The 8,367-nt window shown below is 56.4% G+C and carries 8 protein-coding genes; 7 read left to right on the top strand and 1 reads right to left on the bottom strand.

Features of this window, described 5'->3' with window-relative positions:
• Window positions 1-180 precede the first annotated feature (180 nt).
• Window positions 181-1,047, bottom strand: coding sequence for a LysR family transcriptional regulator (locus ACQZ48_RS23205; protein ID WP_448729544.1), 867 nt, complete (start codon window positions 1,045-1,047; stop codon window positions 181-183).
• A 94-nt stretch (window positions 1,048-1,141) separates the two neighbouring features.
• Between ACQZ48_RS23205 and ACQZ48_RS23200 the strand changes: the two genes are divergently transcribed.
• The 7 genes from ACQZ48_RS23200 to ACQZ48_RS23170 all read left to right on the top strand — a co-directional run bounded on the left by ACQZ48_RS23200 (window position 1,142) and on the right by ACQZ48_RS23170 (window position 8,366).
• The gene (locus tag ACQZ48_RS23200; RefSeq protein ID WP_271366331.1) at window positions 1,142-1,555 is read left to right on the top strand and encodes a VOC family protein; all 414 of its coding nucleotides are present in this window, start codon (window positions 1,142-1,144) and stop codon (window positions 1,553-1,555) included.
• Window positions 1,556-2,370: 815 nt separating this feature from the next.
• The gene (locus ACQZ48_RS23195; RefSeq protein ID WP_448729543.1) at window positions 2,371-3,405 is read left to right on the top strand and encodes an ABC transporter substrate-binding protein; all 1,035 of its coding nucleotides are present in this window, start codon (window positions 2,371-2,373) and stop codon (window positions 3,403-3,405) included.
• A gap of 4 nt (window positions 3,406-3,409) precedes the next feature.
• Window positions 3,410-4,213 (top strand): ABC transporter ATP-binding protein, encoded by an 804-nt coding sequence (locus ACQZ48_RS23190; RefSeq protein ID WP_137412171.1) that lies wholly within the window; start codon window positions 3,410-3,412, stop codon window positions 4,211-4,213.
• 56 nt (window positions 4,214-4,269) lie between these two features.
• On the top strand, window positions 4,270-5,046 hold the full coding sequence (locus ACQZ48_RS23185; protein ID WP_191218577.1) for an ABC transporter permease: 777 nt from the start codon (window positions 4,270-4,272) through the stop codon (window positions 5,044-5,046).
• A 10-nt stretch (window positions 5,047-5,056) separates the two neighbouring features.
• Window positions 5,057-6,430, top strand: a complete 1,374-nt coding sequence (locus ACQZ48_RS23180; RefSeq protein WP_448729545.1) for an FAD-dependent oxidoreductase — start codon at window positions 5,057-5,059, stop codon at window positions 6,428-6,430.
• Entirely contained in the window at window positions 6,427-7,584 is a 1,158-nt protein-coding gene (locus tag ACQZ48_RS23175; RefSeq protein ID WP_448729542.1) for a CaiB/BaiF CoA transferase family protein, read from the top strand. The genes ACQZ48_RS23180 and ACQZ48_RS23175 overlap by 4 nt, the downstream gene beginning before the upstream one ends.
• Complete coding sequence (locus tag ACQZ48_RS23170) at window positions 7,581-8,366, top strand: enoyl-CoA hydratase-related protein (protein WP_137412168.1); 786 nt, start codon at window positions 7,581-7,583, stop codon at window positions 8,364-8,366. Before ACQZ48_RS23175 ends, ACQZ48_RS23170 begins: the two co-directional genes overlap by 4 nt.
• Window position 8,367: the final 1 nt, after the last annotated feature.

Raw genomic sequence — 8,367 nt, 5'->3', positions numbered from 1 at the left:
CGGGCGCGGACTTCAGGGGAGAATTTGTTCGTCGTCTTGCTTGTCATAGACCCTACTTCTCACGAGTTGGGGTCTCCGGTAAATCCGGTGCGGTTCAGATCTTCAGCACTGACACGAAGCTCACGGCTGCCATGGTCAAGACCGTAAGCAAGAAACTTGAACTTCGGAAATACGCAATCTTCAATGATCGTCGGGCTGGAGTAATTCCAGAAGAAAAGCAACAGCTTTTGGCCGTGCCGGGATAGCTTCATGCAAAAGCACTATGTTGCGGGAGAATGTCGTGCCGGACGAAGCGGAGACGATGTTAAAACCCGTTGGCACCAGGCCTTGCCATGCCGGAACGAGAGCGTTTCCCAGTCCCTGGGCCACCAGGATCGCAATTGTCTCCAGCGCATCGAGATCACAAACGACATCGGGCGAGAGATCGAAAGTCTCCATATATCTCCAAACGATGCGGCCTCCCCAGGATACGGGATCATACCGGATGAACGGTTCCCCCGCAGCATGCTTCAAGACATCAGCCGCAACTATCTCAGCCCTGGTCATGTAAACTAGTGGTTCGCTTCTGATTCTGTGGCCAACGAGTGATTTAGGCAGCGCAAAAGGCGGCTCGACAAGAATTGCGATATCGAGAGCGCCAGCGAGCAGTTGCTCGAACAGATATAGCGACGATCCCGGGACAAGCCGCAACTTCAGATCGGGAGCTTGCCGTGCCGTTTCGCGGATAAATGCAGGTAAAAGTCCGGTTAGCACCGTCGAAATCGCACCGATCTTCACCTCGCCTCTCAAATCTCCATCAAGCGCATCATCCATGAGATGAGCACTCTCCCGGACCAGAAGCCGTGCACGAGGCAGCAATGCCAGACATGTTTCGGTCGGCTGGATGGAATGCGCTCCGCGCGAGAAAAGCTTGCAGTTCAGGCTGCGTTCCAAAGCCTGGATACGTTGGCTGATCGCGGCAGGCGTCAGCTTCTCCCGGCGGGCTGCACCCGTGATAGAGCCCGTTTCTATGACAGCAAGCAGGCTTTGCAGGAAGCGAATGTCCATATAGAGATGCTTATCCTCAGAGACACAATTTCATAGTTTCACTTGCCCTACGGTAAACCTATGATGGGATCAACATCATTCTGGAGAACCGCCAATGAGATCACTTTTTCACCTCGCCTACCACGTGACCAATCTTGACGAAGCACGGAGTTTTTACGGGGATGTCCTTGGATGCGAAGAGGGGCGCAGTACGGATACCTGGGTTGATTTCGATTTCTTCGGACATCAGATTTCGCTTCATCTTGGCAAGCCCTTCGAAGTATCGCGCACAGGAAAAGTCGGCGACCACATGGTAATGATGCCCCACTTGGGCGTGGTACTGCCGCTGGAGGCATGGTTTGCGCTTGCCAACCGGCTGGAGACGGCAGGTATTGCTTTCGATATTCCGCCCGTCGTGCGTTTTGAAGGAGAACCAGGCGAACAGAGGACGATGTTCTTCTTCGATCCGAGCGGTAATCCCATCGAAGTAAAGGGTTTCAACGATTTCGACAGCGTTTTCGCCCGTTAGACCGGTTGCAGCAGCGCTTCCCAATCCGTGAGGCACTGCATAACCGCGCGGCTTTCGGCATGCCCCCCGGGGCTAGTGAAGACGGCCTCCATGACGCCGGCTGCAATCACGGCTTGCAGTCGCTTTCCCTGATAACCGGGAGTCATCTTCCGTTGCCACAGTGATGGTCTCGGCAACATTGCCCCCAAGGATATGCTCGCCCACGCCGGCAACCCACGGCCCCGTGCCGAATCTCCGTGACGCCCTGATGCCCTGATGCCCGTTACCATCAGGTTTGCAGCGCGACCGTAAGTCTGCGAAATCATGATGCTTGAAAACACACCAACGGCAAAACGCATTGCGGCAACGGCCTCGCTAATGTTGCCACTTTGCGACGACGGCTTTCGCGTGAGCGTTTCATTCCGCCCTGCACCGGGGACAAGAGTGGGAGCGTCGCTTATCTCTACCGCCCGCATCATGCTTTCGGAAATGTCACCAGTCCGGAAGTTCCCAACGGATCACTGATTCTATTACCCTCATCTGAAAATAAGCAGCCGGCATACGCGCTTTTCGCGTGACGATACGCAAAATCCTCCCGAGGGAAGTACCAGAGTCTGTTCAGTCGGCATGCAGGGCACGATCTGTCGTGCATCATATCTGTTCCCGATGATGAAAAACAGGGCAGACAGGGCCACGATCCATGCGTTGCCTTTTCGGCAAGTAATGCGGCGAATAATTGTTCTTTATTAGAACGCCTATGTTCGGCATGATCCCCTCAACGGCGGATAAGCCGTAGCACGCTACCCGCGAAGCTAGTTCTTATAAGGGGAACATACATGAGCAGTTTTTTAATGAATCGCCGCCGTTTCATTGCGAACGCCGCCATTTTGGGTGGCGCGGCGACAATGCAGAATTTTATCAGCGTTCGCGCCGGAAATGCAGTCGATATAGCCGACGTCAAAATGCAATTGGGCTGGCTTGGCTCAAACGGCGTTCTTGGCGAAGTCGTGGCGAAGAAAAAGGGGTTTTATACCGAGCAGGGTGTCAACCTTGAAATCGTACCGGGTGGCCCGAACATCGATGGTGTCGCGGGTGTGGCGTCCGGGCAGGCTGCCGTTGGCCAGACATCGTCCAGCCCGGCCGTAATGCTGGCGCGTGGCGCGGGCATTCCGATCAAGGCATTTCTCGCCGGTTATCAGAAACACCCTTTTACCTATTTCTCGACAGAGAAAAATCCGATCCGCTTGCCACAAGATATGATCGGCAAAACCATCGCCACCCAGCCGACTGCCGTTATCCTACTCCGCGCACTGCTTGCCAAAAACGGCATCGCGGAAAACAAGGTCACCATCGTCAATATGGGTTCGGATATGAACCAGCTACTGACGGGCCAGGCACAGGCGGTGACCGGCTGGAATACGAATATCAACGCCATGAAGGTGCTTGGCACGGACTCCGTACAGATGATGCTGTGGGATGCGGGCCTCAAGCTGTACGCAAACGTCTATTTCACCACCGACGACCAGATCGACAAGCACGGCGATGTTCTGGCGCGCTTCACAATGGCGACGGCAAAGGGCTGGTCCTATGCCCGCGACAACCAGGCAGAAGCGGTTGATATTCTGGTCGAGGCATTCCCTAATCTCGACAAGGCCAGCGAGCTTGAAGCTGCCGTACCGGTTCTCGGCTATTCGTTTGGCGAAACCACCAAAAAAGATGGCTGGGGGACAATGAACAAGTCGACCTGGGAACACCAGATCAAGGCTTATGCCGATCTCGGTCAGTTCAAGCAATCTGTCCCCCTACTCGATGATGTCGTGAGTTTCTCCGTACTGGAGGCAACAAGCGATTTCCGCAAGAATCTGGGCTGAGATCATGCTGGCAATAAGGACCATCCAGGAAAGCCCGACCACCGCGAAAGCGGCAATTTCCATCAGAAACGTCTCTGTGCGTTTCGGAAAAGGCCCGAGCGAGTTTACCGCTCTTTCGGATGTCTCTCTGGACATTCCGGAAGGAGGCTTCGTGACCATGCTCGGGCCGTCAGGCTGCGGAAAATCAACGCTGCTGCGCTGCATGGCCGATCTTGTACAGCCATCGCATGGGCAGATATCCGTACTTGGCCAGACTCCGCGGGCCGCACGCGGGAATAGAGATTTCGCGTTTGTTTTTCAGGACGCGACGTTGCTTCCATGGCGCAATGTGATCGACAATGTATGCCTTCCCCTTGAAGTCGGGGGAGGCAAGGCACGCGATCACGCCGACGCGCACGATTTGCTGGCAATGGTCGGTCTCGGCGGGCGCGAGAAAGCGTTGCCGCATGAGCTGTCTGGCGGCATGCGCCAGCGTGTTGCGATTGCGCGGGCGCTGGTGACCCGCCCGCGTATTCTGCTGATGGACGAGCCGTTCGGCGCACTCGACGAAATCACCCGTGACAAGCTCAATGAGGAGCTTCTACGCCTCTGGCAGGAAACGGGAACGACAATTGTCTTCGTCACCCACTCGATCCCTGAAGCCGCGTTTCTTGGCCAGAAGATTCTGATGCTGAAGGCCAACCCAGGTCGCGTAAAAGAGTTTCTGGAGGTGAACCTTCCTGCGGGACGGTCGCTGGCCATACGCGATACCATCGATTTTATTCAGGTTACCGCCCACCTGCGCACATTGCTGGAGGAATGCCTGTGAGCAATTCCATCTCGACCAGAGACACGATCGAAATACAAACCGCGTCCCGGAAGGCGATGTGGGCTGATATGACCATTGGCGTCTTTAGCCGTAACATGCCTGTCATCCTGACGACGATCGGTCTCGTCGCAGCTTGGCAAATCGGGGTGACGGCCTTCGAAGTGCCGACATTCATGGTGCCAAGTCCGTGGGAAATCGTTCTTGCCTTCAGGGACAATGGTCCCATCCTGTGGAAGAACTTTCTTCCGACATTGCTGGAAGCATCGTTGGGCTTTATTTTCGGAAACCTGGTCGCCATTCTTCTGGCTATCTGGTTCGTGCACAGCAGCGTGGCAGAACGGGCGATCTATCCGATTGCTGTCTTCATCAAGGCCATTCCAATCATAGCCCTCGCACCTATCCTGGTGCTGATCTTTGGCAACGGCATCGCGCCCAAGATCATTATCGCCGGTCTCATCTGTTTCTTTCCCACACTCGTCAACATGGTTCAGGGGCTCAAATCCGTCAGCCCGGCCATGTTGGATCTGATGCGGGTTCTGTCGGCCAACAAGCGGGAAGTCTTGTGGAAAGTTCAGCTCCCGGCATCCCTGCCCTTTCTGTTTGCCGCGCTCAAGATCGCCGCCACCAGCAGTGTCATGGGCGCGATCGTGGCGGAATGGATCGGTTCGAGTTTCGGGCTTGGCGCCCTCATCATCGAGGCCACCTATAATTTCCGCTCGCCGCTGCTTTACGCAACCGTGGTGATCGCAGCACTGACTGCGGTGGTTCTGTTCTCAATCGTATCGCTGATCGAAACAAAAGTTGTCCGGTGGAAGCCGGCTGCTGCTCACTAAAGCGGCTTATCTGGAGGCAAATGAAATGACATCGATAATTGAATTGCCAGCGCGCGGCGTAAAAGTCGTGGATCGCTCGGATGTCGTCGTGGTCGGCGGTGGCCCTGCGGGCATTTCAGCGGCCGTCTCGGCAGCACGCAATGGCGCGAGCGTGACCCTGATTGAGCGCTACCCGTATCTCGGTGGCCTCGCATCTGGCGGCATGGTGCTGGTGCTTGACGATATGGTCAATGAAACCGAAGTCACCGTGCAGGGCATCTGCGTCGAGATGATCGGGCGCATGCAAAAGCGTGGCCTTTGCGTGGTTCCGGATGAGCGTGACCGCATGATCGAATTTCGCGATACACCGGCGGCCTGGCAACGCTGGGCGCGCTGGGGCTTGTTCGATTTCCATACTCAAACCATGCCTCACCCCATCTGCTATTCCGCGGCCTTCGACCCCGATGCCTTCAAGCAGACCTCCTACGATCTGATTGCCGAGTCGGGTGTCAAACTCCGTCTGCACAGCTGGTTCTCGTCCGCTATCATGGAGGGCAACCGTATCACCGGTGTGGTTTGCCAGACCAAAGCTGGACTGGAAGCTATCTTGGGTAGTATCGTCATAGATACGACTGGCGATCTCGACGTCGCGGCCAATGCGGGTGCGGCAAACACCGAATCCGATTTTATTCTTACCACTGTGTCGCGGTGGGGTGGCGTCGACACCGATGCCGCTGAGCGTTTCGAGCGCGAGGAGCCCGAAGCATTCAAGCAGCTCGATCATGAAGCGAAACGCCTGATCGGCGGATGCTGGTCGTTCTGGTGGTTGAAAACGCCACTGCCGGGTGTCGTATGGCTGAACTGCCCGCATATGCCGAAGCTCAGCGGCCTGAAGGTTGACGACCTTACCACTGCGGAGATCGAAGGCCGCAGCCGCATCGGCCATTTGCTGGATTTTGCCCGTGAAAAAATGCCCGGCTTCGAAAATGCCTATGTGGTTGATTTTGCACCGCAAACAGGCGTGCGCCAGACGCGTCTTCTTGAAGGCTCCTATGTCGTGACAAAGGATGACGTGATGAATCGCCGGCATTTCGCAGATACGATATGCCGTGGCCGCGACTATTACACGCCCTATCGCGCCATGCTGCCAAAGGATGTGGAGCAGATGATCGTCGCAGGACGCCACTATTCGGCGACACCGCAGGCCCAGAAATCAAGCCGCGAAATCCCGCCCTGCATGGCCATGGGCGAAGCCGCAGGCGTGGCTGCAGTGGTTGCTCTTAATGCCGGTGTCGCGGCGCGACAGGCTGATATCACGAAGATCCGCAGTATGCTTCGCAATCAGGGGGCCGACCCCGGTGATATCCCCTCTGCAAATGCAAGCTATCTGGAGGCAGCAGAATGACAACTCTTCCGCTCGACGGTATCCGTGTCGTGGACTTCACGCAGGTGATGCTTGGCCCTTGCTGCACCCAGATGCTGGCCGATTATGGCGCCGACGTTATCAAGATCGAAAAGATGAAAATCGGCGATCTCTCCCGATGGTCAGTAGGGTCGGACCCGGACGGGCTGAATAATCCGGTCTTCACCTCACTGAACCGTAACAAGCGCAGCCTGTCCGTCGATCTGAAGGACAAGCAATCTTGCGATGTCGTTCGGGAACTGCTTCGCCATGCCGATGTCGTCGTGAACAATTTCCGCCCCGGCGTGATGGAGCGCATGGGTTTCGGATACGACGATCTCAAAAAGATCAATCCGAAGCTGATCTTTGCCGTTGGCACAGGCTTCGGCCTCGAAGGCCCCTATCGCCACAAGGGTGGACAGGACACCCTGGCGCAAGCAATGACCGGCGTCATGCAGCGCAAGTCAGATTATACCCATCCAACGGCGATCTATTCGACGACGATTGCCGATTATTCGGCTGGCATGCATCTCGTACAGGGCATTCTGCTGGCGCTCCTGCATCGTGAAAAAACCGGTGAAGGCCAGCAGGTTGCCGTCAGTCTGTATAGTTCGCTGATTGCCATGCAGATGCAGGAAGGCACCATGCACATGATGCGTGGCAAAGAACTCAACTGGTCGTCCTTTCCGCTCAGCGGTGTTTTCGAAACCACCGATACCGCAATCGTCATGGTCGGCGCCTTCAAGGAAAACCCGCTTCGCGATATTTGCAATGCACTTGAGATCAATGATCTCTCCTCATTGCCCGAACATGCGGATTTCGATGCCCAGGCGCAGACACGCCCCCAGTTACACGCCATTTTCCGGGCGCGTTTTGCCACGAACTCCACAGCACACTGGTTGAAGCGGCTTGAAGCCGTCGATATTCTGTGCGCGCCAGTGCGCTCACTTCCCGAAGCGCTCGAAGATGAACAGACGTTGATCAACGGCCTGATTCTGGAGGTTGGCGAAACCGCCGCTGGCCCGGTTCGTGTCATCGGCTCACCCATCGAAATGTCTGCGGCGAAGGTTTCTGTTCGTTTGCCGCCACCAAAACTTGGCGAACATAATGATGAGATCATTCATTCGCTGGGTCTGCTCACAGGAGACGCAGCGTGAGCGTTGTCTTCAATATCGAGAACCGCATCGCTCGCGTGACGATAAACCGACCCGAGCGCATGAACGCCATCGATCCGGCGACAGAGCTTGAGCTTGAGCGTATCTGGCACGACATCGAGAAACGCGACGATATCAGTTGCGTGGTGCTGACCGGTGCGGGCGAACGGGCATTTTCCGCTGGTGCAGACCTCAAGGGCGGCGCGACCGGCATCCAGAAAACCGGCCTCGAATACTGGGCCGAAAGCCGCCCGAACGGGTTTGGCGGTATCGCGTTTCGAAAAAGCCTCGATATTCCCGTCATCGCCCGCGTCAACGGTTTCGCTCTCGGCGGCGGCTTCGAGATGGTGCTGGGCTGCGATATCGTTATCGCCAGCGACACCGCCCGTTTCGGACTGCCGGAAGCCCGCGTTGGTCGCATGCCGCTGGACGGTGGAATGGTCATGCTACAGCGAAAGATTCCGTTTAACCAGGCCATGGGCGTCATGCTCACGGGTCGCCAGTTCAGCGCATCTGACATGCAGGCATTCGGGATCGTCAACGAAGTCGCCACCCCCGAAAATCTGGACGAGGCGGTGAACCGTTGGGTTGCCGACATCGTAGCCTGTGCGCCTTTGTCACTCAGGGCGATCAAACAGACGGTCAACCGCACCGGGCATCTCGTGCCTTCCGAAGCGCAGGCGCTGAGAACCCCCGCCTTGCTGAAAGCCTTGAGTAGTGAAGATGCGCAAGAAGGCGTGCTGGCATTCCAGGAGAAAAGACCCCCCGTTTGGCGAGGGTGCTGAG

The organism is Agrobacterium sp. 22-209-1 (assembly GCF_053522485.1).
The sequence above is the reverse complement of the archived record's forward strand: the minus strand, read 5'-3'. Positions and strand labels throughout refer to the sequence as shown.

What these genes read in the sequence shown, in the direction of transcription:
- ACQZ48_RS23205 (WP_448729544.1), bottom strand. Translation starts at nt 1,047, where the DNA reads ATGGACATTCGCTTCCTGCAAAGCCTGCTTGCTGTCATAGAAACGGGC.
- ACQZ48_RS23200 (WP_271366331.1), top strand. Translation starts at nt 1,142, where the DNA reads ATGAGATCACTTTTTCACCTCGCCTACCACGTGACCAATCTTGACGAA.
- ACQZ48_RS23195 (WP_448729543.1), top strand. Translation starts at nt 2,371, where the DNA reads ATGAGCAGTTTTTTAATGAATCGCCGCCGTTTCATTGCGAACGCCGCC.
- ACQZ48_RS23190 (WP_137412171.1), top strand. Translation starts at nt 3,410, where the DNA reads ATGCTGGCAATAAGGACCATCCAGGAAAGCCCGACCACCGCGAAAGCG.
- ACQZ48_RS23185 (WP_191218577.1), top strand. Translation starts at nt 4,270, where the DNA reads ATGTGGGCTGATATGACCATTGGCGTCTTTAGCCGTAACATGCCTGTC.
- ACQZ48_RS23175 (WP_448729542.1), top strand. Translation starts at nt 6,427, where the DNA reads ATGACAACTCTTCCGCTCGACGGTATCCGTGTCGTGGACTTCACGCAG.